Source organism: Ruegeria sp. BG10 (assembly GCF_056538575.1).
In genome coordinates, this window is record NZ_JBQFTI010000001.1 from 31,639 (window position 1) to 55,500 (window position 23,862).

20 protein-coding genes are annotated in these 23,862 nt (G+C 56.9%); 9 read left to right on the top strand and 11 right to left on the bottom strand.

All coding sequences use genetic code 11. The features are described 5' to 3' along the window. Positions 1–168: 168 nt before the first annotated feature. Positions 169–882, bottom strand: coding sequence for a response regulator (locus ACR0D8_RS00175; protein ID WP_480643830.1), 714 nt, complete (start codon positions 880–882; stop codon positions 169–171). Beyond that, the gene (locus ACR0D8_RS00180; RefSeq protein ID WP_480643832.1) at positions 875–3,118 is read right to left on the bottom strand and encodes an ATP-binding protein; all 2,244 of its coding nucleotides are present in this window, start codon (positions 3,116–3,118) and stop codon (positions 875–877) included. Before ACR0D8_RS00180 ends, ACR0D8_RS00175 begins: the two co-directional genes overlap by 8 nt. A gap of 247 nt (positions 3,119–3,365) precedes the next feature. Between ACR0D8_RS00180 and ACR0D8_RS00185 the strand changes: the two genes are divergently transcribed. The 5 genes from ACR0D8_RS00185 to ACR0D8_RS00205 all read left to right on the top strand — a co-directional run bounded on the left by ACR0D8_RS00185 (position 3,366) and on the right by ACR0D8_RS00205 (position 8,530). Next, entirely contained in the window at positions 3,366–4,205 is an 840-nt protein-coding gene (locus ACR0D8_RS00185; RefSeq protein WP_480643833.1) for an alpha/beta fold hydrolase, read from the top strand. A gap of 75 nt (positions 4,206–4,280) precedes the next feature. Beyond that, positions 4,281–5,111, top strand: a complete 831-nt coding sequence (locus tag ACR0D8_RS00190) for a class I SAM-dependent methyltransferase (protein WP_480643834.1) — start codon at positions 4,281–4,283, stop codon at positions 5,109–5,111. Between the two features lie 90 nt (positions 5,112–5,201). After that, positions 5,202–5,561 carry a group I truncated hemoglobin gene (locus tag ACR0D8_RS00195; RefSeq protein WP_480643835.1) on the top strand — a complete coding sequence of 120 codons (360 nt, stop codon included), beginning with the start codon at positions 5,202–5,204 and terminating at the stop codon, positions 5,559–5,561. Between the two features lie 3 nt (positions 5,562–5,564). Continuing rightward, positions 5,565–6,587, top strand: coding sequence for an adenylate/guanylate cyclase domain-containing protein (locus tag ACR0D8_RS00200; protein ID WP_480643837.1), 1,023 nt, complete (start codon positions 5,565–5,567; stop codon positions 6,585–6,587). A 293-nt stretch (positions 6,588–6,880) separates the two neighbouring features. Continuing rightward, positions 6,881–8,530 carry a hypothetical protein gene (locus tag ACR0D8_RS00205; protein WP_480643838.1) on the top strand — a complete coding sequence of 550 codons (1,650 nt, stop codon included), beginning with the start codon at positions 6,881–6,883 and terminating at the stop codon, positions 8,528–8,530. Here the strand turns inward: ACR0D8_RS00205 and ACR0D8_RS00210 are convergent. The 3 genes from ACR0D8_RS00210 to ACR0D8_RS00220 all read right to left on the bottom strand — a co-directional run bounded on the left by ACR0D8_RS00210 (position 8,484) and on the right by ACR0D8_RS00220 (position 11,067). Then, positions 8,484–8,861 carry a hypothetical protein gene (locus ACR0D8_RS00210; RefSeq protein WP_480643840.1) on the bottom strand — a complete coding sequence of 126 codons (378 nt, stop codon included), beginning with the start codon at positions 8,859–8,861 and terminating at the stop codon, positions 8,484–8,486. The genes ACR0D8_RS00205 and ACR0D8_RS00210 overlap by 47 nt on opposite strands. A gap of 883 nt (positions 8,862–9,744) precedes the next feature. Beyond that, positions 9,745–10,155, bottom strand: coding sequence for a methylglyoxal synthase (locus tag ACR0D8_RS00215; RefSeq protein WP_480643842.1), 411 nt, complete (start codon positions 10,153–10,155; stop codon positions 9,745–9,747). 105 nt (positions 10,156–10,260) lie between these two features. Then, positions 10,261–11,067, bottom strand: coding sequence for a FadR/GntR family transcriptional regulator (locus ACR0D8_RS00220; protein ID WP_480643844.1), 807 nt, complete (start codon positions 11,065–11,067; stop codon positions 10,261–10,263). Between the two features lie 349 nt (positions 11,068–11,416). On the opposite strand from ACR0D8_RS00220, the gene ACR0D8_RS00225 reads away from it, so the two are divergent. The 4 genes from ACR0D8_RS00225 (at position 11,417) to dld (ending at position 17,528) form a co-directional block, all read left to right on the top strand. Beyond that, a complete protein-coding gene (locus ACR0D8_RS00225; protein ID WP_475163289.1) occupies positions 11,417–12,466 on the top strand; it encodes a TRAP transporter substrate-binding protein in 1,050 nt (349 codons plus the stop codon). A 116-nt stretch (positions 12,467–12,582) separates the two neighbouring features. Then, positions 12,583–14,646 (top strand): TRAP transporter large permease subunit, encoded by a 2,064-nt coding sequence (locus tag ACR0D8_RS00230; protein ID WP_480643845.1) that lies wholly within the window; start codon positions 12,583–12,585, stop codon positions 14,644–14,646. A gap of 12 nt (positions 14,647–14,658) precedes the next feature. Next, positions 14,659–15,846, top strand: coding sequence for an alpha-hydroxy acid oxidase (locus tag ACR0D8_RS00235; protein WP_480643847.1), 1,188 nt, complete (start codon positions 14,659–14,661; stop codon positions 15,844–15,846). Next, positions 15,843–17,528, top strand: coding sequence for a D-lactate dehydrogenase (dld, locus tag ACR0D8_RS00240; RefSeq protein WP_480643848.1), 1,686 nt, complete (start codon positions 15,843–15,845; stop codon positions 17,526–17,528). Before ACR0D8_RS00235 ends, dld begins: the two co-directional genes overlap by 4 nt. Positions 17,529–17,579: 51 nt before the next feature. On the opposite strand, the gene ACR0D8_RS00245 is transcribed toward dld, so the two are convergent. From ACR0D8_RS00245 to nosZ, 6 genes are read right to left on the bottom strand one after another with little or no spacing between them, the layout of a single operon-like run. After that, a complete protein-coding gene (locus ACR0D8_RS00245) occupies positions 17,580–18,482 on the bottom strand; it encodes an FAD:protein FMN transferase (RefSeq protein WP_480643850.1) in 903 nt (300 codons plus the stop codon). Continuing rightward, positions 18,479–18,994, bottom strand: a complete 516-nt coding sequence (locus ACR0D8_RS00250; RefSeq protein ID WP_480643851.1) for a nitrous oxide reductase accessory protein NosL — start codon at positions 18,992–18,994, stop codon at positions 18,479–18,481. The genes ACR0D8_RS00245 and ACR0D8_RS00250 overlap by 4 nt, the downstream gene beginning before the upstream one ends. Next, positions 18,991–19,812 carry an ABC transporter permease gene (locus ACR0D8_RS00255; RefSeq protein WP_480643852.1) on the bottom strand — a complete coding sequence of 274 codons (822 nt, stop codon included), beginning with the start codon at positions 19,810–19,812 and terminating at the stop codon, positions 18,991–18,993. Before ACR0D8_RS00255 ends, ACR0D8_RS00250 begins: the two co-directional genes overlap by 4 nt. Then, positions 19,809–20,702: an ABC transporter ATP-binding protein gene (locus tag ACR0D8_RS00260; protein ID WP_480643854.1), complete on the bottom strand. Its 894-nt coding sequence runs from the start codon at positions 20,700–20,702 to the stop codon at positions 19,809–19,811. Before ACR0D8_RS00260 ends, ACR0D8_RS00255 begins: the two co-directional genes overlap by 4 nt. After that, a complete protein-coding gene (locus ACR0D8_RS00265; protein ID WP_480643856.1) occupies positions 20,692–21,948 on the bottom strand; it encodes a nitrous oxide reductase family maturation protein NosD in 1,257 nt (418 codons plus the stop codon). The genes ACR0D8_RS00260 and ACR0D8_RS00265 overlap by 11 nt, the downstream gene beginning before the upstream one ends. Before the next feature lie 3 nt (positions 21,949–21,951). Then, positions 21,952–23,859 (bottom strand): TAT-dependent nitrous-oxide reductase, encoded by a 1,908-nt coding sequence (gene nosZ, locus ACR0D8_RS00270; protein WP_480643857.1) that lies wholly within the window; start codon positions 23,857–23,859, stop codon positions 21,952–21,954. Positions 23,860–23,862: the final 3 nt, after the last annotated feature.

Consider the following 23,862-nt stretch of genomic DNA (forward strand, 5'->3'; position numbering starts at 1 on the left):
ATCACAGTACTGCTTGAGCTTGAAGTGGGCACTTTGTTCGAAACTACAGGCAGGTTTGCACCATGTCGTTTTCGATTCGTGCACTATGTCTTCGGTAAATAATCGGATAGTTGGCCGATCACTGGCTGAATGGGCAGGCCAACCTGGATTCTAGGACGGCGACCAAGTTTACTTCGGGTCGTACAAGTATCCTATTCCGCGAACGGTTCTGATGATTTCCGGTTTTTCGGGGTTGGTTTCGAGCTTTCGGCGCAATCTGGAAATCCGTATGTCGATACTGCGGTCAAAGGGGTCCCACGACCGGTCGTGCGCCTGTTCCAAAAGCTGGTCGCGGTTCAACACGCGTCCTTTGTTATCCGAAAACACCTTGAGCAAGCTGTATTCCATCGCGGTCAGCTGGACTTCGGACCCGTCCAAGGCAAGCAGCTTTGCGGCTTTTTTGTCCAATGTATAGTCCCCGAAACGCGCGCCATCATTGTCAGTGCCCGCGAAGGATGCCGATTCATTGATGGCCCCGCGACGCAGGACTGCCTTGATCCGGGCTTCAAGTTCTCGAAGGTCGACGGGTTTGCCCAGATAGTCGTCGGCCCCCATTTCCAACCCGATGATCCGATCCACGACATCACCTGCCGCTGTAAGCATGATCACCGGCGTCGTGTTTTCGGGGCGAAGAGATCTGAGAATGGAAAGACCATCTTCCTTGGGCATGTTGATGTCCATAATTATGGCATCCACAGCCTGGGCCGATACGATGGTCCGAAGTTCTTCGCCGCCGGATGCTGCCGAGACCTTGTAGCCGCGTTTGTTCAGGTATTCCTGAAGCATTTCGCGCACGTCGATCTCGTCATCACAGACCAGGATATGCGCTTTTTGATCATCCATCAGCTTCGTCCTCCTGTTCGGTGAGCAGCCTTCCGACAAGCGCTCGGAGTTCTGAGGGAGAGACTGGTTTTTCCAGGAAAGGAAGATCGGACTCTTTCAGCAAGCCCAGCGAGTTTTCTCCCATCGTGTCTCCGGTGATATACGCCGTGCGTGTCAGCATATCGGGGAAACGCGCCACCAACGCTTCGTAAATCTTGCGTCCGTCAACGCCCGGCATATTCAGGTCACTCAGAAACACGTCGTATTTGGTGTCCTGCAGGCGGTTCAGCGCCTCTTCTCCGGACGAGACGAAATCGACGTGAAATCCTTCTCTTCTAAGGATTTCGGCATTCAGTTTACCCACTTCAACCTCATCATCCACGACCAAGACACGTCGCTTAACAAGGGTCGAAGGGGTCTCGATCGGATCATCACTGTCATCTATCTGGGGTTCTGCCACGGGTAGGACGATCCGAAAGCAAGTACCGGTGTCATCGGTCTGATCCAGCCTGATCTGGCCGCCATGTGACAGGACAATGCGATGACAGAACGCCAATCCGATCCCGGTCCCATCGCCGACTTCTTTCGTGGTGAAAAACGGTTCAAAAATGCGGGGGCGAATGGCTTTGGGTATACCGGGGCCATTGTCCTTGACCGTGATCTCCACCATTCCTGTGTTCGGTTTGTTTTCGGCTGATAGTGTGATCTGGTCGCCAATGTCGGTTGAGGTCATGGCCTGCTCGGCATTGATAATCAGGTTGAGAATGACCTGTGTCAGCTGATCGGCATCCCCGGCAATTGGCGGAATATCGGCAGGCAGGGTGCGGGTAATCTGGATGTCGCCTGATGTGCTGCCATAGCCTGCAACATCGGCTGCTGTTTCGATCAAGCTGGACACATCGACCTGTTCGATCTTGCTGGGTTGCTGACGTGCCATCGCAAGAAAGGTCTTTACGATCTTTGCGCACCGTTCTGCGGCGTTGCCGATCTTTTCTATCCTGACGGTCAGATCGGGGTCGGTGATCTCTTCTTTCAGCATGAGCGCATGGCCAACAACGACTGAGAGAGGGTTGTTAAGCTCATGCGCAACCCCGGCAAGCAGCTCGCCGAGGGCAGACATCTTTTCGTTTTGAAAAACCAGCTCTCGTTGTTTTTCAAGCTCGGCTTCAATCGCCAGTTCGTCTGTCAGGTCGCGCGTATTGGAGACTATGACTTCTTCGCCATTAAACTGGATAAGGCGCGAGGAATCGGCACCCCAGAAGGTTCGCCCATTGATATCGACGAATTCCATACGCCTATCCTTGAGAGAACCCGCTTGCCGCAGATCCTTCAGATACCGTTCGCGTTCATTAGGATCGGCGTAATAGGACTTGGAGCTTTCACTATCCCCAAACAACGCCCTGATTTCAGGTGTGGCGAAAAGCACTTTGCCCGTATCGGCATGCGTCATGTTAATGGCGGCTGGGTAGGCCTCCATAATTTGGCGGATCAGGGCGTCAGCCTCTTTCTGGACAGTGTGATCGATGATGCTGGTCACAATGACCTCTTCGCCCTTGTAGTCGATCAGCTGAGAAGAGATTGAGGCGGGAAAGGTCTTTCCTTCCGCGTTCACCAGATCAAGCTTGTAGTCATTGACCTGCCCATCGGCCAAGAGCAGCGTGATGAAATCCGCGCGTTCTTCCGGGTTCAGATAATGCTCTTTCGCTGACCGTGAGGGACCGAACAACTGACGAGCAGCGGGTGTGCGATACAATATTTGTCCGTCCCCAATCCGGGCCATGGTCACAATCGCTGAACTGGCATCCAGAACTTTTCGGATCAGAAGATCGCCGTCCCGCTCTTCGACTTCGGCCTGCTTTCGCGCGGTGATATCTTCGCGCGTTACGACAAAACCGCCGAGTTTGGTTGGGTGTACAGAAACCAGATATGTCCGTCCGTCAGTTTCGGTCAGCTCATAGTCCTGTATGAACTCAATCCCATTGGCCAATCGGTCCGAAACCCACTGCTGTTCGTTTCCTATGGCGTCAGCATAAATACCCCTGCGCGCGGTCTCGCGCATCAGGATTTCCCAATCCAGACCGGGTTTCAGCAGGTCCGAGACACCCTTGTTCATTTCGCCATATCGCTGGTTGAACATGACAAGGCGACGGTCATCATCGTAAAGGGCGAACCCTTCCTTGAGGGATTCAATGGCGTCACGCAGAAGGTCTCTTGCCTTCTCAATTTCTTCAAGATCGTTTGCCATGTCCGTCGTCATCCTGATCTTCTAGGTTATCATTGTTTCAGTGCCATTTCAAAATCAGCGTCTTGTGTTTCAATTGTTTCAGGCTGCGCGGTTTCGTTCCAGTGTCAGTCAAAAACCTGTTTGTTTTCGAAGCGGATAGCGCGCTGTGTAACCCACTTCACAGAGCTACAACTGAAACAATAAGCCGCGATATCAGAAATCACATTGAAACAATGGAAGGTCAGTTTGTGCCCATAGCAAATGCAATTGGGCAAGTACGATGACTATTTCATTCAAACCAACAGATACGATCAACGCACCGATTGTCGCGTTACATTCTTCTGCATCGAACGGCGCACAATGGGGCCAACTGAAAACGGATCTTGAAGGTCGCTTCGAGGTTCACGCTTTCGATCTGCCTGGCTACGGCCAAGCACCTTTGGTCGGCGATAGCTCTCAGAAAGGCGCGGCTGTTTCTGCGGTTCCCGTGATCCGGGAAATTGAGGCCATGGGCCGCGCGGTGCATCTTGTCGGTCATTCCAACGGCGGCGGCGTTGCCATCAAGGTCGCGCTGATGCGTCCCGATCTTGTGAAAAGCCTGACGGTCTATGAACCCGCCGCGTTTCACTTTCTTAAGCACGGCAATGAGGTCAGCCAACAACTGTTCGGACAAATCCAAATGTTGTCCGGCATGGTGACGGCTGCCGCCGCAGATGGTGATGCAGCAGCAGGGATGCGTCATTTCCTAGATTTCTGGAACGAAGAGGGGTTCTGGGATGCGCTTCCCGCTGCGGCCCAGACGCGCTTTGCGCAGCAGATCACTTCGGTCATGACAGATTTCGCCAACGGGTTTGCGGAAACCTGGCACTTGGCTGAGCTGTCCAGACTTGAGGTTCCCGCGCTGGTGATGACCGGTCTGGAATCTCCGGAAATCGCGCAGCGTGCATCAGTGGCGATTGCCAAGGCATTGCCAAACTCGCGGATCGCTCTGCTGCCAGAGCTTGGCCATATGGCGCCGGTTTTCCAGCCCGAGTGGATCAACTCGAGAATATTTGAGCACGTGGCCAGTGCAGAGCGGCCCGTCGTGAATATCAGCTGGCCCAAACGGCAAGCTGCATAAACCGTCCGCATTCGATGATGCGGCCTTCAATTCAACTATTGGGGAAAGACCCTAAAAAACCAAGAGGAACAAAAAATGGGTATTCAAACAACAATCGATACCACAACGGACTTTGCAGCAATCAAAGCCAAGCAAAACGTGGCATGGGGATCAGGTGATTACAGCAAGGTTGGTGTAACCCTTCAGATCACTGGTGAAGAACTTGCCGAGGCCATGGATATGATGCCAAGCGCCAAAGTCCTTGATGTTGCGGCGGGGAATGGCAACGCCACACTCGCCTTTGCGCGGCGCTTTTGCGATGTCACCTCGACCGACTATGTCGAAGCGCTGCTAGAGGCCAGCAGTCAGCGTGCAAAGGCCGAAGGTCTGTTCGTCACATACAAAATCGCCGATGCGGAAAATCTACCTTTCACGGATCAATCGTTTGACGCGGTGGTGTCCACTTTCGGTGTGATGTTTACGCCAAACCAACAGAAATCTGCGGCAGAGCTTCAACGCGTCGTGAAAACTGGTGGTAAGATCGGTATGGCAAACTGGACGCCCGATAGCTTCATTGGCCAGCTGTTCAAAACCATCGGCAAACATGTTTCTCCGCCAGCTGGCGTACACTCTCCGGCATTGTGGGGAAGTCAGGACTGGGTCGAGGACGCTTTCGACACCAATTGCGATGTCGTTTCGTTCCAGCGCAAGAACTTCATGTTCCGTTACAGATCGGCAGAACACTTTCTGGAGTTTTTCCGGACCTTCTACGGACCAATGCAGAAAGCTTTCGATGCTCTGGATACAGAAGGGCAGGCGGCCCTGCGCCACGACATCATGGCACTGATCGAGAATTTCGACATCTCGACCAATGACGCCCTGTGCATTTCGTCAGAATACGCCGAGGTTATCGTCCAGCGCCGCTAATAGAACAATGCCCTCACCGCTCTTGGGTCCTTGCGCCAATGAGCGGTGAGAATTGTTTTAGTTTGATCAGTTTTCGAAAAGGGTTTTGAGATGGCTGAACGCACACTCTATGAGAAATACGGCGGGTTTTCGAAGATCAGCAAAATCGTGATCTCATTCTACGACAGTCTTTTGGACAATGATGAGGTCGGACCCTTTTTCGACAATGTCGACATGGGCCTTATGGTCGATCACCAGACAAAGTTCATTGCTTCGCTTCTTGGCGGTCCCGCGTCCTACACGGATAACCAGCTGCGCCAGTTGCATTCCCATCTGAGTATTACGCACGCCCATTTCGATGAATTGGAAACGGTGTTGCAAGATGCTTTGGAAAGACACAACGTGGCAGCAGAAGACATAGCCGTTGTTGTCGCGGAATTCGGAAAGCGCCGTCCCCTGATTGTTAGGTAAGCCATGACTATTGAAGCCATCAATGAACAGTTGCTGCGCGCGATTGGCGTGGGTGTCGCACTGTTAAACCGTGAAACTCTGCAGTTTGGTTTCCGTAATGACACGTTTGACGAATGGTTCAGCGGTGATACCCCATTGGATCACTTGCAGCAGCTTTTTCCTGACCTTGATACCGATGCGGTTCAGAAAAGCTTGTTTGAGACGCGGCGGTACACATCTGAAATCAGTTTCAAGAAAAAACGCAGAACGCTGGTGATCGCGCTCGATTTTACAGTTGCGCATGATGATGTGCTGGTTCTTGTCTGCCAGAATATCACCCGCATCAAAGAGCTGGAGTCGATGATCGACTCTTATTCAATGATGGTGGAACGAAACACGCGTGAGCTGAAACGTGAAAAGGAGCAGGTGGAAAAGCTGTTGCTGAACCTGATGCCGCGCTCAGTTTACGAAGAGTACAAGACATTCGGTGTGGTCACACCTCAACTTTATGATCCGGTATCTGTCCTGATGCTCGACTTTGTTGGGTTCACGGAAATGGTCGCCTCACAGGATCCAAGCGTTACGGTCACCGAACTGAACGATATTTACAGTGCCTTTGATCGCATCGGTGAGCAATTCGGTTGCGAACGCATCAAAACTATCGGAGACGCTTACATCACCGTGGCTGGTCTGCCCGATCCAACCCCAGATCACGCCAAAGCGATTGCCAACACGGCCATACGGTTTGTGCGTTATCTGAACCGCCGCAACCTGAGCCACCCGCATCAGTGGCGTTGTCGAATTGGGTTGGCTTCCGGCTCAGTCGTTGGTTCGGTCGTGGGTATTCAGAAATACGTCTACGACATCTTTGGGCCGGCCGTGAACTTGGCATCCCGTCTTCAAGAGTTTTCCGAACCGATGCAGATAACAGTGCAGGACGAGGTCGCTCATATTCTCAAAGAGCAGTTCGATCTTGAAGAAATTGGACCCAAAAGGATCCGGGGGTTTGGTGAGCAAGGCGTTTGGCGCCTTTCCGACAATCCTTAGGTTGGTCCATGTGACCCAGCGCCTTGATCCAGTCTTATGAATGTAGAATCTGTTTCTTTTTTTTGAACAAGCAGGCCAAGTGTGGTTGATGGCATAAGCCGGGTATTCACGGCTAAGCTCTTTCGGCACCGAGATGCAGATACTGGTGACAGTCTAAAAATCACTCGGGTGAGCTCTACGGGCCCATTGCGATCAAGAGAATGAGTGGCTTTTTTGGCAACAGCTCACTTGCTTCGTCAGTACCGAATTTCGCCGCACTGTGATAAACTGATCCATTTAGCCAGGGGGATACTATGGTGGAATATTATGATCTCGGGAATTACACCCGGCAGGTTACGACGTCGTCGGACGAAGCCCAACTCTGGTTTGATCGGGGCCTCGCATGGACTTACGCCTACAACCACGAAGAAGCGATTGTGTGCTTTGAAAAGGCTGTGGCTGTCGATCCAGATTGCGCAATGGCCCACTGGGGCATCGCCTACTGTATTGGACCGAACTACAACAAGCCTTGGGAAACTTTCGAAGAAGAAGAAAAGCCTGACTGCCTCGCTATGGCGAAGGCTTCAATCGAGGCTGCCACATCCCTGAAAGAACAACTGACACCAATTGAGCGCGCATTTATCGAAGCAATCCCAGCGCGCTACCCAGCGTCGTCAGATGTCGAGGACTTCAGCCCCTGGAATGATGCCTTTGCCGAAGCGATGCGAAAGGTTCACGCGGAATTCAGCCACGATCTCGATGTGTGCGCCGTCTTTGCTGAGTCGATCATGAACCGGACACCTTGGCAGCTTTGGGACCTCGCAACTGGGACACCAGCGGAGGGGGCAGATACGCTCGAGGCTATATCGGTGCTTGATACTGCCTTTGAAAAACTTCCCGGTGCTTGGGAGCATGCGGGGCTTCTGCACATGTACATACACCTTATGGAAATGTCGCCGCACCCAGAGCGGGCACTGCGCCATGGGGATGCCCTTAGCACGCTAGTGCCTGATGCCGGGCACTTGCTTCACATGCCGACCCATATCGACGTCTTGTGTGGAGACTACATGAACGTGGTGTTGCGCAATCACCAAGCAATTTTGGCAGACCGGAAATTCCTTGAGCGCGAAGGCCCTGATAACTTCTATTCCGTCTATCGGTGCCACAATTACCACTTCAAAATCTATGGGGCGATGTTCTTGGGGCAACCGACAGCCGCAATAGAAGCCGCTGACGAACTTATCGAAACCCTGCCGTCAGATATTCTACGGCCGATGGCTGACTGGTTTGAAGGGTTCATTCCCATGAAACAGCACGTGCTGATCAGGTTTGGACGGTGGCAAGACATTCTGGACCAGAAGCTGCCTGAAGACACAGAGCTTTACAGCGTAACATCTGCAATGATGCGATATGCGCGAACAGTTGCATTCGCCAACATGCACAAGATTGCGGACGCCGAGAGTGAAAAGGCCGAATTCTATGATGCTCTGTCAAAGGTTCCCGAAAGCCGGATGCTGTTCAACAACACATGCGCCGACATTTTGAAGGTCGCTGAGCAAATGATGCTGGGTGAGCTTGCCTTTCACAAAGGCGAGCACGAAACGGCCTTTGAGCATCTGCGAAAGTCGGTCGAGATCGATGACAGCTTACCCTACGATGAACCTTGGGGATGGATGCAACCGACACGTCACGCGCTCGGTGCGCTCCTTCTTGAGCAGGGACAGATGGAGGAAGCCGAAGATGTTTACCGTGCGGACCTTGGCTTGGATTTGACGTTAAGCCGGGCGTGTCAGCATCCGGGCAATGTCTGGAGCCTGCATGGGTTGCACGAATGTCTCACCCGACGTGGCGAAACGGTCGAAGCAGCCCTCATAAAGCTGCAATTGGACAAAGCCATTGCCCGCGCCGAAGTGCCAATCAAGGCCTCCTGTTATTGCAGACAGAAGGCTCTGGTCGCGGAATAGTCACTCTCCTGGGCGCGTGTTTCGCTTGATTAAATTGAGTTTCGCCAAAGGTTTGCGCCATTGGAGAACTCAAAATTCTTAATCGGTTCCCTGCTTTAACTCGATGTGTCTGATGGAGACTTCGATGATTGAACTTAAGGCAACTTACAAGCTTCGGTGCGTCCTTGTCGCCATTAAGCTCATCGGCCATTGTCTTCAGCAAGAAAAACACTGTGCCCTTGTCGATAAAATCTTGGTTTTTTTCGGAGATATTCTTCTTGAGATCGATGTTGGGAGCAGTCAGTTTGCCAACATCTATTCTTCCGCCAAGGCGGTTGGGTGCGGCGTCCATGCAGGAGTCTTTTCGACAGTAAGATTTAGTGGGCGATCCATTTATTGCCCATTTCCCGTATAGCGTTGCGGTTGTCGGACTGCTTTGTATGGTTGAATTTCTTCTTGGCGTGCCAAATTTGCAACACTCCCAGTGAACTTTGGCAGAAGCACTCTGCATGAAAATAGTATTGTTGCGATCGAGGACGATCCGATCCCAACGAAGTGCACATTCGCAGGAATGTGTACGACATCAATGTCCACGGAACTTACCTCGCGCGGTGAGCGTTGGGTATCCGGTGCGCCGGACAAACGCGACAGCTTGCTGACTGCAGCACGCATGATTTGCTTCTTGCCGGATGACAGGACGTGCCCGGAAAGATCGGAAGTGCAATGAGCATGGCTCGGAGGTGGTCGTCGGACGCCTGCCTGCCATCGAGAACTAGCTATTTTTGGGCATCAGCTCCATTCTTGGCAACTTGAAGGCCGCTCCCTGTTCCGAGCTTGTAGCTAGCGGCCACGAGGGTCACGTCCGGCTTAAAGCCTTTACGGGAGGAGAGAACGTGCGCGTAGACCTCCAGAACACCAACCCGATCAGAAAGGAGAGATACCTTACGAAGCACTGCGAGCAAAGCTATGATTTAGCTTCCAAGTCTCCTGCCATTTTGACAAGATTGCAGTGATGTGGGGCAGCTTCAGATTTTGCTATACATTTTGCAAACTTGGAAGATTTTTATTATCATAATATCATATACTTATTGATGCATCACGTCTCGATTGGAGGGCTTCGTCTCCGCCATTACCCCGTATCTTGTTTGCTTTCGTGCGTCTGGCGGTTGAGCTCGACTTCGGCGAGTAACTGTCGCGCCCCGGCTGTTACCTTTGGTGAATAGTGCGTGCCCGCGCTACCGTTGCCAGTGTGTTTTCACGAGCCCTTGCAGGACGAAAACTGCGGTACTTGGGCTGCTTGCAAAGGGCAGATCGTAGACAATCGCCAGCCGGCTTAGGGCCTTGACGTCTACATCGTGTGGCATGGGCGACATCGGGTCGATAAAGAAGAACAGACCGTCCAGCCTGCCTTCGCAGATCATTGCACCCAGTTGCTGGTCGCCGCCCAGCGGGCCGCTTTTTAGGCAGGTGACATCAAGGTCCGGCAGCGCCTCGACGATGCGCGAGCCGGTGGTTCCGGTGGCAAACAGGCTGGCACGCCTCAGTAGCTCCGAGTGGGAATGCACCCAGTCGACCATCTGATCTTTCTTGGCATCGTGGGCGACCAATGCCAGTTTCAGGCGCCCGTCTGATGAAGCCTCCGACAAATTCCGCCTCCCTGTCACAGTGCTGATATTGATTACGGCACTTGTCAGATTGGGTAAAGCCTTCCCCATGGCGTGTGGAATGCAGCGGAACGGGTGGCTTGGCGCTTACCGCGACCCGGAAGGGGATGCCGGTGCGGGGTGATCCGACAGCATGCGCCGCTTTTCCGCCATAGCCTCGCGGCGGCGGCGCTCAATCCCCAGCTTGAAGGATTCCTCGACAAAGTCGATATGATCATGCGCCGCTTTTTCGGCCCGGTCCTCATTGCCTTCGATCACGGCCTGTCCAAGCGCCCGGTGCTGTTCCATCAGTATTTTTCCGGTCCCGTCGATCGTTTTCAGGAACTCGCGGTTATAAAACACGCCCTGGCGCGTAAGCTCGTAAATTGAGGCCATCATGTGGATCAGGGTCGCGTTCTGGCTGGCATCCACGATTGCGGCATGCAGCGCGAAATCGGCTTCGCGTGAGGCGATCGGATCGCTTTCGCGCCACGCGCGTTCGTCCTCGGACAGGATCTCGGCAATCCGTTCTTTATCTGCTGTGGTTGCGCGTCGGGCTGCAAGCCGGGCCGCAAAGCCTTCCTGCTCGCGGCGGTACTCAAGGTAATCGAAAAATGCGGGTTCATGGCGTTCATAAAGGGCCAGCAGGGCGGGCAGCATCGCGCTGCCTGTCAGCGCCGCGACAAAAGTTCCTTCGCCATGTTGCGTCGTGACAAGGCCGCGTTCTTCCAGCGTATGCAGCGCCTCGCGCAGTTTCGGGCGCGACACCCGCAACATTTCGGCCAGATCGCGTTCCGACGGCAGTTTGCGACCCTGCTTCAGAATGCCGGAAGCAATCAGATCCTCGATCTGTGCCACCACCGCGTCGGCGAGTGATTCGTGTCCGATCGGTTCGAAAATCGCCGTGGGTGTCATCAAAAGCCGCCTTACAGGTTGTGATCCGGAAGTGATCTACTGGTAAATAAAAATAACCTGTGGAGATTGGTTTTTCAACATATTTCCAAAATCGGCATCTGGCACTGATCATTTTGTTAACATCATGAAGCTTAACAAAATTTCACGAGTGTCCATGAATTACGTGCACTGATTGCCAGTATTTTCACCGACCGCAAGCCGGATCAATTACATCCTATGACCGCCGGCCAATGGTAAATAAAGTTGTTGACTGGTCGGCTTGGTAAACTTTATTTACCACTTTGACGCCAGATGAAAAGCGTCACCAAATGCTCGGACGTTACGTCCGACCGACCCTGGAGGAGAATTCATGAAAAAGACCCTGACGAGCCTTGCCGTGGCCGCCAGCCTGATCGCGGCACCCGCGGTGGCTGCCGACAAGTTGCTGCTCAAGACCCCGATCGCATTCTCGACCGAACTGCCGGGTCTGGGTTCGCCGATTCCGCGCGTTGCTGAACAGCTGGACCTGATGTCCGGCGGAACGCTGAAGATGAAAGTGTACGAGCCCGGCAAACTGGTGCCGCCTTTCGAAATCCTTGATGCCGTGTCCACCGGTAAAATCAATTCCGGCTACACCACTGCCGGTTACTGGGCGGGAAAAATCCCCGCTGCGCCGCTGTTTTCAGCTGTGCCGTTCGGACCCGAGGCGGGCGAGTACATGGCATGGCTCTATTATGGCAACGGCATGTCCCTGTATCAGGAGATGTATGACCAGGCAGGATACAACGTCCACGTTATCCCCTGTGCGGTTATTGCGCCGGAAACCTCGGGCTGGTTCGCAACCGAAATCAATTCGCCCGAAGACCTCAATGGTCTGAAAATGCGCTTCTTTGGTCTGGGTGGCAAAGTCATGCAGAAACTGGGTGTCGCCACGTCGCTGCTGCCGGGGGGTGAGATTTTTCCGGCACTGGAAAAGGGCGCGATCGACGCGACCGAGTTCTCGATGCCCGCCATCGACGCGCGTCTGGGGTTCCACAAGTTGGTGAAGTTCAACTATTTCCCCGGCTGGCACCAGCAGGCGACCGTGTTTGAGCTGATGATCAACAAGGATGTCTGGAACGAGACCAGCGATCAGCACAAGGCAATCATCGAAAATGCCTGCAAGGCTTCGATGGCCGACAGCTTTGCCGAAGGTGAGGCGATCCAGCACGCGGCGCTTATCGACAATGTCGAAAACAACGGTGTCACCATCAAGCAATGGTCGCCCGAGATGTTGGATACGTTCCGCGCCACCTGGCAGGAGGTTGCCGCCGAAGAGGCCGCCAATGACGCATTCTTCGCGAAAGTTCTGGCCGACATGACCGAGTTCCGCGAAGGCTATGATCTTTGGAAAACGAACGCCTTCCTCCCGCGTCAGTAACCTGAGCTTCTGACGCATCCGGGGCGGTGAACTCTGCCGCCCCGGATCAATTCCCTGACCTTGGGGCCTGCAATATTCCAGCCGCCCATCGTCGGTCACCTGAGCGAGGAATTACCATGGCCACGCAAAAGAACCTCAACGACCCGGTTGCAGCCTATGAGGGGCTGCTGGAACATCCCGATACCGACCGCCAGAAAATCGCAACCGCCATCGACACAGGTGTAAAAGCCGTCGGACATGTCGTGATGTGGGCAAACGTGCTGTTGATCGCGGCGATTTTCTCGCAGGTCTCGCTGCGTTATCTGTTCAGCCAGAACTATCCCAAGCTGGATGAGGTTCAGTGGCATTTCTACGGGCTGGTCACGATGATCGGCATTTCCTATGCGCTGATCACCGACAGTCATGTGCGCGTCGATGTCCTGCACATGCAACTGTCGCGCCGGGCGCAGCGGGTGATCGAAGTGATCGGCATCCTGACCCTGCTGACCCCGTTCATCTACCTGATGATCGATCAGGGTTATGACTATTTCTACGAAAGCTTCCGCGTCAACGAACGGTCGGACAGCCCCACTGGCCTGCCTGCGCGCTGGGCATTCAAGGCGGTCATTCCGGTCAGTTTTGTCTTGCTGGCGCTGGCGGCTTTGGCGCGGCTGATCCATGACGGGCACGCGTTGCTCTACGGACCGGCCTCGGAACGCGTAGGCGCGCCGCTGCGCCGTATCCTGCTGGTGCTGGCTGTCTTTGCCGCCGTTTGCGTCGGCCTGACCTTCCTTGTCGAAACGACCGAGGAAAAGCTGGTCATCGCGATGTTCCTGACCTTCATCGCGCTGCTCTTTACCGGGTATCCGGTGGCCTGGGTTCTGGCCGGAGTGGGCGTTGCCTATTGCGGTCTGGCCTATCTGTTCGACAACGACCTGATGCTGTGGACCGGGTTGGAGAGTACCTTTACCGGGCTCGACTATCTGACCCTCGGCGCGGTGGTGAACCGGGTCTATGCGACCATGTCCAATGCGGTTCTGGTGGCCCTGCCCATGTTCATCTTCATGGGGCTGATGCTGGACGAGTCCGGCGTGGCCGAGCGTCTGATGTCCTCGATGCAGCGCCTGTTCGGCACGGTGCGTGGGGGTCTAGCGATCACTGTGACCCTGATTGGGATCATTCTGGCTGCCTCTACGGGCATCATCGGTGCCTCCGTAGTTCTGCTGGGCGTTCTGTCGCTGCCCTCGATGATGCAGCAGAAATACCAGCCGACACTGGCCGCAGGTGTGGTCTCGGCGTCCGGCACGCTGGGCATCCTGATCCCGCCGTCGATCATGCTGGTGATCATGGCCGACCAGATGGCCCTGTCGGTCGGAGACCTGTTCATGGCTGCGGTCTTTCCCGGTGTGATCATCGGCGGCCTGTACCTAACCTACATCTTCATTCTCGCGCTGGTGAAGCGTGATGCGGCCCCCGTGCCCGAAGGTGCCAAGGCCCCGGACTGGGCCGTCTTCAAGGACGTTCTGATAGCCGTCATCCCGACTCTGCTGCTGATCCTCGCCGTTCTGGGGTCGATCTTCGCGGGCCTGACCACACCGACTGAAGCCTCGGGCATCGGTGCGCTGGGGGCTGCTCTGCTGGCGCTGGGCTATCGCAAGCTGACCTTCCAGAAACTGTGGAACGTGCTGGTGTCGACCTTCAACACGACCGCCTATATCTTTGCGATCTTCCTGGGCGCGACCGTGTTCTCATACGTTTTGCGGGAACTGGGCGGCGATGAGCTGATCGAACATGTGGTTCAGTCCACCGGCTTCGGGGCCAATGGCACAATCCTGTTCATCCTGTTCATCGTTTTCCTGCTGGGCTTTGTTCTGGACTGGATCGAGATCACGCTGATCGTGCTGCCCCTGATGCGCCCGATCGTGAATGGCCTCGGCATCGACATTCCTGGCTTTGGCGTTCTGGATGAACCGGCGCTGGTTTGGTTCGTGATCCTGGTCGCGGTGACGTTGCAGACCAGCTTCCTGACACCGCCGGTTGGCTTTGCGCTGTTCTACCTGAAAGGTGTCTGCCCGCCCGAGATCAAGCTGACGCATATCTACAAAGGCATCATCCCCTTTGTACTGTTGCAGCTGACCGGTCTGGCGCTGGTCTTCCTGTGGCCGACGCTTGCAACTTGGCTGCCTTCGGTCGCTTATTGAGGAGGTTCTCGGATGCGTTTGAATCAATGCCATAACTTCCACGACTTCCGGCGGCTGGCAAAGCAGCGGCTGCCGGGGCCGATCTTCAACTATATCGACGGTGGCGCGGATGATGAGGTGACGTATCGGGAAAACACCAACGCGTTTGACCGCTGCGATCTGTTGCCCTCGGTTCTGAGCGGTGTGTCTGACGTGGATATGTCCGTCACCGTGATGGGGCAAAAGCTGGACATGCCGGTCTATTGCTCACCCACCGCCTTGCAACGCCTGTTCCACCATCAGGGCGAACGCGCGGTGGCTGCTGCGGCCGAGAGATACGGCACCATGTTCGGGGTCTCCTCTCTGGGAACCGTCTCGCTTGAAGAGCTGCGGCAAAAGCATAAGAACCCGCAGGTCTATCAGTTCTATTTTCACAAGGATCGCGGGCTTAACACAGCCATGATGCAACGCGCCAAGGAGGCGGGTGTCGAAGTCATGATGCTGACCGTCGACAGCATCACCGGCGGCAATCGTGAACGTGACTTGCGCACGGGCTTTTCGATTCCGTTCCGGCTGACCTTAGGCGGCATGATCCAGTTTGCGATCAAACCGATGTGGGGGATCAACTACGTCACCCACGAGAAATTCCGCCTGCCGCAGTTGGAGGAACACGTGGATATGGGTGGCGGGGCCAGTTCGATTGGCGGCTATTTCACCGATATGCTGGACCCGTCCATGAACTGGGATGATGTTGCGCAGATGGTGCGGGACTGGGACGGTCAGTTCTGCCTCAAAGGTATCATGACGGTCGAAGATGCCCGCCGCGCGGCCGAGGTCGGTTGTACCGGTATTGTCCTGTCGAACCACGGAGGGCGCCAGTTGGATGGCTCACGAACGCCGTTCGACCAACTGGCCGAGATCGTCGATGCGGTCGGCGACCGGCTGGATGTCATGATGGATAGCGGCATCCAGCGTGGAACCCATGTGCTCAAGGCGCTGTCTCTGGGGGCGAAGGCTGTGGGTGTCGGACGGCACTACCTCTACCCGCTGGCGGCCGCCGGACAGCCGGGCGTGGAGCGGGCGCTTGGCCTGATGCGTGCCGAAATCGAACGTGGCATGAAGCTGATGGGCGTCACGCGGATCGACCAGCTCACGCGTGAGAATATCCGCTATCGCGACCGCACGCCTGAGTTTGCCAGGGCCAGACGAGACGCGGCATGACCAACGAAGCCCTCATAAACACCTTTCGCGCCATTGTCGGATCGCGTCACGTCCTGACCGGCGCGCGCGCAACCGAGCGGTTTCGCCGGGGCTTTCGTTCAGGCGAGGGCGAAGCCCTGTGCGTCGTTCAGCCCGGTACTTTGCTGGAACAGTGGAAGGTTCTGCAAGCCTGCGTGGCCGCCGACAAGATCGTTATCATGCAAGCGGCCAATACCGGCCTGACCGAGGGGTCGACACCTTCGGGCAAGTATGATCGCGACGTGGTGCTGATCAACACCCGGCGGATGGATACGCTGGTGCCGCTGAACGGCGGCAAGCAGATTGTCAGCTTTCCCGGTGCCACGCTGTTTGCGCTGGAAAAACTGCTGGCCCCGATGGGGCGCGAGCCGCATTCGGTGATCGGTTCATCCTGTATCGGCGCGTCGATCGTGGGCGGTGTGTGCAACAACTCCGGCGGATCGCTTGTCGAGCGGGGACCGGTTTATACCGAACTGTCGGTCTATGCCCGCGTGGCGCAAGACGGTCAGCTTGAACTGGTCAACCATCTGGGCATTGATCTGGGCGACACTCCGGAACAGATCCTGTCCAACCTGGATGCGGGCACGTTCTCGCGCACGCCAGAACCCACCAACAAACGTGCCTCGGCCAGTGACTACGCGCAGATCGTGCGGGATGTGGATGCCGTTACCCCGGCACGGTTCAACGCCGACAAGGCGAAACTGTTCGAATCCGCAGGCTCGGCCGGAAAGCTCGCCGTGTTTGCCGTGCGTCTGGACACCTTTCCGAATAACGGGTCCGAGAAGGTGTTTTACATCGGCACCAACGATCCCGACGATCTTGCAGAATTGCGCCGTCATATCCTGTCTGAGTTTCGGTCCCTGCCTGTTTCCGCCGAATACATGCAGCGCGAAGTGTTCGACATCACCCGGGACTATGGCAAGGACACGGTCTGGATGATCGACAAGCTGGGCACCGACCGTTTGCCGATGTTCTTTGCATTGAAAGGCGCGGTGGATGCCCGTCTGCGGCGCATTCCCTTGCTGCGCAATTTCACGGACCGTTTCATGCAAATGGCCGTCAGCCTGCTGCCGCAGATCCTGCCGCAACGAATGACCAATTTCCGCGACCGGTATGAACACCACCTGATCCTGAAAATGAAGGATGACGGCATAGAAGAAGTGCGGGCCTGGCTGCCCGACTTTCTGTCAGGGCGGGATGCGGGCTTTTTCGAATGCACTCCGCGCGAGGCCAAGATCGCCGGCCTGCACCGCTTTGCCGCTGCCGGAGCCGCCGTCCGCTATATGGCGATTCATCAGGAAGAGGTCGAAGATATCATCGCGCTCGACGTGGCCCTGCGCCGCAATGATCGCGACTGGCTGGAAAATCTGCCGCCCGAGATTGACGATCAGCTGGTTCACAAACTCTATTACGGCCACTTCATGTGCCATGTCATGCATCAGGATTACGTGGTGCGAAAGGGCGCAGATCCCAAGGCGCTGAAAGCGGCGATGCTGAAGCTGTTTGACGAGCGCGGCGCGGAATACCCGGCCGAACACAATGTGGGGCATCTGTATGCCGCGAAACCTGACCTGGCCGCGCATTACAAATGCTGTGATCCGACCAATTCGTTCAACCCCGGCATCGGCAAGATGTCCCGGCACCGCGATTACGCTGACGGCTGAGCCAACCGGTGTTCCGCCGAAGACCCACGTAACCTGCCGCGTCCGACCTGGTCAGACGTGCATCTCAAGCTTTGCGCCGGGGAATGACGCCAGAACGGCACTCATCTGGGATTCCGGCAGGGCGCACAAGGCCGTCGACAGACCGTCGGCAATGGCTGCGCTGGGCGCGGACACGGAAACCACCCGTTCGAACCGGGCATCGGACCGGGGGTTCAGGATGTGACCCTGATCACCGGAAAGCATGACACCGCCGGTATCCGAGGTCGCAACAGCCCGGTCCCGAAGTTCAATTGACTGCAGAACTCTTCCGCCGCGGCCCGCCAGACCGACGTGCCAGTTTCGGCCATCGCTGCGCTTTCCCAAGGCGGCGATTTCACCCATGTTCACAAGCACATCCCGCAGGTCGTATGAGGCAAGCAATGCGCTGATACGATCCGTAATCGCGCCTTGTGCGATACCGTTCAGCGTCAATGCTGACTTCCCGGGGCGGGAAAGGCGGATCAGGCCGGTCTCAATCGACACAAGTTCCCAGCCTACTGCATCTCTTGCCGCGTGGATGTCCGATTGTTTCGCGCCGGATGCCAGAGCGGTCCAGACCGGTTGAACACTGGGGTCGAATGCGCCATCGGACGCCGCGTAAAGGGCCGTGCATAGGCTCAGCACCTTCAACAGGTCAAGGGAGGGATCGGCAAGGGCACCATCCCGGTTCAGCCGGCTCAATTCGGATTCGGGTCGGTACAGGCTGAAGATGTTTTCGAGGCGGTTCAGATCCGCCTCGACGGCGGCGAAAATCGGGACCGCCTGCGCGTCGGTCAGCCCCTCCAGCCGCAGGCTCGCCTTTGCCCCCAGCGCAACCCCGCGCCAATGGGCAATCGGGGCAGGGGACGCACTGGCAGGTACTGCGGCACAGGCGGCGGACATGGCTAGAAATCGGCGGCGAGTGACAAATGTCATGACGGGGTCTCCAATTTCAGGTCCAGATCGACGGGGCCCAGAACTTCGTTATCCGGAATGTCGCCCAGCAACCGGGGCGCGCCACCATACCGACTGATAAAGGCCTCGGCATCGTCGGGTTCCCCAAAGGGCACAACTTCGCGCGCGCCCATACCGCCGGCGACGTTGGCCCCGACAACGAATGTTGCGCCGTCAGCCGCGATCCAGTTCGAAACTCCCGGTTGCCGCCAATTGGGCGCGATGCCCATGTCACTGACATAGACAGCGGTGATTTTGGCATCGCGTTCAGGGCTTTTTAGGTAAGCCACCATGTCGCGTACTTGTGCGAAAAACAGCGGTGCGGGGTAGCCCTCCAGATGAATCTGCCCTTTTGGCCCGCCATGTTCGGCGATGTTCATCTGGCAGAAAAAGCTCAGCGCGTCCGCGGTCAGATCAACCGGGTCGGGGGCGATGGCCACCTCCTCTTTACAGGCAGCCATAGCGATCAGCGCAATCAGGGCAAGGCGCTTCATGGCTCGACCCTCCGAAATGCGGCGCGGGCGAGGGCAAAGCCCAGCACCGGCCAGACCAGCAGCGAAGCGGGCGCGGCCCAGACCGGCAGCGCCTGCGCGGCCCCGGTCATGCCGGAGGCCATGGCCACGCCCTCGGTCGCGGCGATGTTCCACAGACGGAATGCGTCGGCCGGGTTGGCCACCATCACCCATGGAAAGACGGATTGGGTGAAGGTGCCGCCCTTGTCCATGACGACGGCCCCCAACAGGCCCAGATCATAGAGGACGACAAAAACCAGCCAGAGCCCGGCCGACAGACCCGCCGCCGCCGTGGATCCCCTTGCCAGGGCAGACAGCAGGTATCCCAGCGCCAGAAACACGGCGCCTAAAAGGATCGAAGTGAGGATGAGGCGGGCCAGTGCCATCAGGCTTTCCGGCCCGGCACCGCCAAACCACGCGGCCACTGCGCCCGCGGTTCCGAAACCGACTGTCATGGCGAAGGCCAGCGCCGCCAGATGGGCGGTGAACTTGCCCAACAGGATTTCGCCCCGCCCGGCAGGATAGGATAGCAGCAGCGACAGGCTGCCCCGGTCCACATCGCCTGCGATGGCGTCGAAGGAGATCATCAGCGCCAATAGCGGCGCAAGATAGACCGACAGGGTTGTCATCGACGCGACCGAGACGGTCAGCATGTCGACCCCCAGCGTGCCGGTCGGCGCACTGCCCGCGAAGGTCAGGGCTAGTGCAAACAGCACCATGATCAGCGTGGTGACCAGCAGCCAGCGGTTGCGGCGCAGGATCAGTATTTCGGTGCGGGTTATAGCCAGGAAGCGGGTCATTGCAAATCCTCCTGTGCGTAATGGCGATAGAGGTCTTCCAGCTTGGGCGGAGTCATCTCGACATCCGCTACCGCGTCGCCCAGACCTGCGATCCGGCGCAGGGCTTTCATCTTGTCGTCGGGGGTGCAGAGCAGTTCCACGGACGCGCCATTGATCCGGTTGCCGCCCAGTTCGGCGGCTAGCGCATCCGGATTGGTGCTGGCGCGCACCTTTAGGCGGATCGGCAGACCGGCCAGCGCCGACAGGTTGTTCAGCGTGTCATCGGCCACCATTCGGCCCTTGCGCATGATCGCTATGCGGTCGGTGCGCGCCTCAACCTCGGTCAGTGCGTGGGACGCGATCAGCACGGCGGTGCCCTGTGCCGCCAACTCGTCGATAATGGCATAGAGGTCTTGTCGCGAAATCGGGTCAAGGCCGGAAGTCGGCTCATCCAGCAGCGCCACTTTCGGCTGGCCCAGCAGAACCTGCGCCAGACCCAAACGTTGCCGCATGCCTTTGGAATAGGTGCCGATCCGGCGATCCAGTGCATCGCTGAGGCCAACGCGGTCCAGCAGGCCCGGTACATCCGCCTTCGCGCCTGATAGCTGTGCGAACAAGGTCAGTTGCTCGCGGCCTGTTAGCGCCGGATGAAACGACACGGCCTCGGGCAAATACGCCGTTTCCCGCCGCGCCTGCGCGCTGCCGGGGGTGGCGTCCCCGATCCGGATGGCTCCACCATTGATCGGCGTCAGGCCGAGGATGGATTTGATCAGGGTCGACTTGCCTGCGCCGTTATGGCCCAGCAGCGCGACGCGCTGACCGGGGGCAAGGGACAGGGTGATATCGTCAAGCACGCGGGTTTTACCCCGATCCTTGAGAACATGGTCGATTGACAGGGCCTTATCCGTCATGAGGCACCTTTTTCATAGCTGGTGGTTCAGGGGCTTGCATCAATGGATTGCTGTCCATCACGCCGCCCGGCAGCAGCGCCGGGAAGGCCGATTGCGACCAGCGCACCAGTTGCACGGCAGGCGAGCCGAGCAACAGTTTGGCTGCGGGTTGGGTCCACAGCACATGGTCCATACTGTCATTTGGGCGATAGGGGGCGTCGGCGATGCCGTTGCCATCCACATCATAGGCGGCAAAATCGGACCAGTAATTGCCGCGCCCGTCCTCGGACCATTCGACCCATTTGGTCGAGACATATTTCACCTGAGTCCGGTTTCCGATGAATGAGTTGCCAACGATGCGGTTGCGCTCGCTGCCGGCAGTAAAATGGATGCCGATGCCGCATCCCTGGAACCAGTTGTCGGTGAATTCGTTCTTGTTGGAGTTATAGAGGAAGGTACATTTTTCCTTGGCACCTATCACTACGTTGCCGGTGATCTGACTCTTGTTGGCGTAGTTCAGCATCACGCCATGTTCCCGGTCACCAATCGAGACGTTGTCTGCAACTTTCACATTGGTTGTGAACATCACCGCATAGCCCAGATCGTTGCCGATCGAGACATTGTCGCTGACGACCGAGTTGTCCGCATACATGTAATGCACGGCAAAGCGCAGATCGCGGAACAGGTTGCCGGTGAAGGTGTTTTTCTTGGACGAGTTCACAAAGATCCCGTCGCGGCCGTATCGAATGTCATTACCTTCAACCACTGCACCGGGGGCATTCCAGACATAGACGCCATTGCCGCGGTTATTCATCCGCCGGTCTTGGCGGCCTTCGATCCGGTTACTACGGACAACGCTGTCCTTGGCCCCGTGAATGTCCACACCATAAAGATTGCCCAGCAGTACGTTATCCTCGACCACCGGGGCCTTGGCCGTTTTGGTCAACTGGATGCCGCTGTCGATCCCGTCATGGCTTGAGCCCGAGCCGATCACCGTCAGCCCACGCACCGTTACGCCCGACCCGGTCACGGTGATGACGCTGCCCTCACCTTGCCCGTCGATGGTGGCCTGTCCCAGCCCATCCAGGGTGACGGGCCGGTCCAGAACCAGGGTTTCGGTGTAAACACCGGGGCTCAGGCGGAGGGTGTCACCATCCGCCGCCTGCGCCAGTATTTCATTGATGGCCCCCGCCCGGTTGGGCACATCCCAGTCCGCCGCCCAAAGGGGCGAGCCGAGCAGGAGCGGTATGAGCAGGGGCCAGCGCATAGGTTATGCTCCCTGCGGTTCGACCAGCATCCGGCCGCGCATTTCCATGTGCAGCGCGTGGCAGAACCACTGGCAATAGAACCAGTGTACGCCCGGACGGTCAGCGGTGAAGGTGATCGACGCGGTTGCCATCGGTCCGATCTCGAAGGCGATGCCGTAGTTGCCCAGGCAGAAGCCGTGGGTCACATCGTCCACGTCATCCAGATTGGTGACGAAGATTGTTACCTCGTCGCCCTGTTTGACGGTGAACTTCTCAAGGCTGAAGGTCGGCGCCTGCGAGGTCATGTAGACCCGCACCTTGTTGCCATCGCGGATGGGTTCCTCGGCACCTTCTTCCAGATCGATGCCATCGGCCTCGGCCTGTTTGCGGGCGTCTTCCCAAGTGACGTCGTTGCGGTCCCATACATTGACCGGGTTGACGATGTCGCTGCGAACGATGATCGAGTCATGCGGCTCGGCAAAGGTCGGTCCGTCGTGAACAACTTTCATCTCGTCTGTCGAGATGTCGATCAACTGCTCGTTCTCTGGCTTCAGCGGTCCGACGTTCAGGAAGCGGTCTTTCGAGAACTTGTTCATCGAAATCAGCCACTTGCCGTCGGCATCCTTGGTTTCACCCATGGAGGTCGAGTTGTGGCCCGGCTGATAATGCACGTCGACCTTCGAGATGATCGGGTCCACATCGGCGCCACCGTAGGCTTCGATTGCCTTGTCGATGTTCCACTTCACGATCTGGCTGTCGAGGAACAGCGTGGTGAACGCGTTGCCCTGACCGTCATAAGCGGTGTGAAGCGGGCCAAGACCCAGCTGCGGCTCACCCACGATGCACGACCGCGGGTCGGCGTCGCTTTCGAACAGGGCGTCCAGCTTGGTGACGTCCATGATCGATACGGTCGGCGACAGCTTACCGTTGATGCAGACGTGCTTGCCGTCGGGCGCGGTGTTGATGCCGTGCGGCGAGTTCGGGATCGGGATGTAGCGGGTGTAGTTCTTGTTCTGACCCTTACGTCCATCTAGAACCTTGACGCCTTTCAGCTCCTGATAGTCGCCGGCTTCGATGCCTTTTTCGATTTCCGCGAGGTTGAAAACAACGACGTGGTCCAGTTCGTTCTCGGTCATCTCGGCCAGGTTCATGCCCATTTCCGAGTTGTAGGAGGTCGAGTAGGCGTACTTGCCCTGATAGTCGCAGTCGGTGTTGTCGAGGTTCCCCGACACGATCACTTGCCACGCCACTTCCATGGTGTCGCCGTCCAGCGCGGTGAAGATGTTTACGTATTGCGACGGATCATCCAGCACGCTGCCATCGTTGACCAGCGGCGTTTCATCTTCGCCATTGGCAAAGACATAGCCGGTGCGCGGGAATTTCTGCGGACGCAGACCGTGGATCGCCTTGGCATTCGGGATCTCGGTGATCTTGTCGCATTTCATTACGTCACACCGTACGCGGGCAACGCGGGTGTTGGCCTTGTCGTTCATGAACAGGTAGCGGCCATCATAGGTGCCGTCGGTGAACGACATATGCGGGTGGTGCAGGTCGCCGTTGTCATAGGTTTTCATGCCGCGCTTGGCGAGGAATTCCTTGGTTTCCGGCAGCAGACCATCGGTCATGATTTTCAGTGACTCGTTGGTCTGACCCCAGCCCGTGGCCGAGCAACGGTTGAACACCGGCACCCGCATCAGCTCGCGCATGGACGGGAAGCCCAGGATGCGCAGCTCGCCTGTCTGACCCGAGGACCAGAAGCCGTAATATTCGTCCAGCTCACCGGGCTGCAGGTTGGCATTGGCCGCAGCACTGGCCTGTTTCGCGGTCATCAGGGTTGAGCCTAGACCGGTTCCGGCCAGCACGGCGCCGGTTGCGGTCGCACCCAGCATCCCACGGCGTGTGATGTTCAGTTTGTTGTCTTGTTCCGACATGAT

Excerpts from the sequence above, each read along its gene's own strand:
- nosZ (WP_480643857.1), bottom strand. The coding sequence starts at position 23,859 with ATGTCGGAACAAGACAACAAACTGAACATCACACGCCGTGGGATGCTG.
- ACR0D8_RS00265 (WP_480643856.1), bottom strand. The coding sequence starts at position 21,948 with ATGCGCTGGCCCCTGCTCATACCGCTCCTGCTCGGCTCGCCCCTTTGG.
- ACR0D8_RS00230 (WP_480643845.1), top strand. The coding sequence starts at position 12,583 with ATGGCCACGCAAAAGAACCTCAACGACCCGGTTGCAGCCTATGAGGGG.
- ACR0D8_RS00190 (WP_480643834.1), top strand. The coding sequence starts at position 4,281 with ATGGGTATTCAAACAACAATCGATACCACAACGGACTTTGCAGCAATC.
- ACR0D8_RS00235 (WP_480643847.1), top strand. The coding sequence starts at position 14,659 with ATGCGTTTGAATCAATGCCATAACTTCCACGACTTCCGGCGGCTGGCA.
- ACR0D8_RS00250 (WP_480643851.1), bottom strand. The coding sequence starts at position 18,994 with ATGAAGCGCCTTGCCCTGATTGCGCTGATCGCTATGGCTGCCTGTAAA.
- ACR0D8_RS00200 (WP_480643837.1), top strand. The coding sequence starts at position 5,565 with ATGACTATTGAAGCCATCAATGAACAGTTGCTGCGCGCGATTGGCGTG.
- ACR0D8_RS00205 (WP_480643838.1), top strand. The coding sequence starts at position 6,881 with ATGGTGGAATATTATGATCTCGGGAATTACACCCGGCAGGTTACGACG.
- dld (WP_480643848.1), top strand. The coding sequence starts at position 15,843 with ATGACCAACGAAGCCCTCATAAACACCTTTCGCGCCATTGTCGGATCG.
- ACR0D8_RS00175 (WP_480643830.1), bottom strand. The coding sequence starts at position 882 with ATGGATGATCAAAAAGCGCATATCCTGGTCTGTGATGACGAGATCGAC.
- ACR0D8_RS00260 (WP_480643854.1), bottom strand. The coding sequence starts at position 20,702 with ATGACGGATAAGGCCCTGTCAATCGACCATGTTCTCAAGGATCGGGGT.
- ACR0D8_RS00185 (WP_480643833.1), top strand. The coding sequence starts at position 3,366 with ATGACTATTTCATTCAAACCAACAGATACGATCAACGCACCGATTGTC.
- ACR0D8_RS00180 (WP_480643832.1), bottom strand. The coding sequence starts at position 3,118 with ATGACGACGGACATGGCAAACGATCTTGAAGAAATTGAGAAGGCAAGA.
- ACR0D8_RS00225 (WP_475163289.1), top strand. The coding sequence starts at position 11,417 with ATGAAAAAGACCCTGACGAGCCTTGCCGTGGCCGCCAGCCTGATCGCG.
- ACR0D8_RS00210 (WP_480643840.1), bottom strand. The coding sequence starts at position 8,861 with ATGGACGCCGCACCCAACCGCCTTGGCGGAAGAATAGATGTTGGCAAA.
- ACR0D8_RS00255 (WP_480643852.1), bottom strand. The coding sequence starts at position 19,812 with ATGACCCGCTTCCTGGCTATAACCCGCACCGAAATACTGATCCTGCGC.
- ACR0D8_RS00195 (WP_480643835.1), top strand. The coding sequence starts at position 5,202 with ATGGCTGAACGCACACTCTATGAGAAATACGGCGGGTTTTCGAAGATC.
- ACR0D8_RS00220 (WP_480643844.1), bottom strand. The coding sequence starts at position 11,067 with ATGACACCCACGGCGATTTTCGAACCGATCGGACACGAATCACTCGCC.
- ACR0D8_RS00245 (WP_480643850.1), bottom strand. The coding sequence starts at position 18,482 with ATGACATTTGTCACTCGCCGCCGATTTCTAGCCATGTCCGCCGCCTGT.